General features: G+C 43.1%; 1 protein-coding gene. It reads left to right on the top strand.

Annotation, left to right across the window (positions count from 1 at the left end; translation table 11 throughout):
• The first annotated feature begins 11 nt into the window (after positions 1 to 11).
• Positions 12 to 101, top strand: a complete 90-nt coding sequence (locus F1003_RS18880) for a 50S ribosomal L9 C-terminal domain-containing protein (protein ID WP_497986931.1) — start codon at positions 12 to 14, stop codon at positions 99 to 101.
• The last annotated feature ends 161 nt before the right edge of the window (positions 102 to 262 follow it).

The following is a 262-nucleotide window of genomic DNA, read 5'->3' as shown; positions in this document are numbered from 1 at the left end:
TCCAAGACGGTATCCGCACACTGGGATATACAAACGTTCCTGTAAAGCTGCACCCTGAAGTTCAGGCTGTGCTGAAGGTTCACGTAAAAGAAGAAGCGTAATACACAATGAAAAACCCGCCGATCCGGCGGGTTTTTTTCATGTCAGCAGACGTCGCAGCGCAAGAAAATGATGAGATTGTTTCATTTCCGATCGTTACGGATTGAATATTATATTACATCATGACGAAGGATGTGTCGGTATGAAACGATTTTTTTCTGAA

Source organism: Winogradskyella ouciana (assembly GCF_009709615.1).
Lineage (GTDB): Bacteria > Bacteroidota > Bacteroidia > Flavobacteriales > Flavobacteriaceae > Winogradskyella > Winogradskyella ouciana.
Note: the sequence above shows the minus strand (reverse complement) of the source record. Positions and strands in the feature narration are given on the sequence as shown.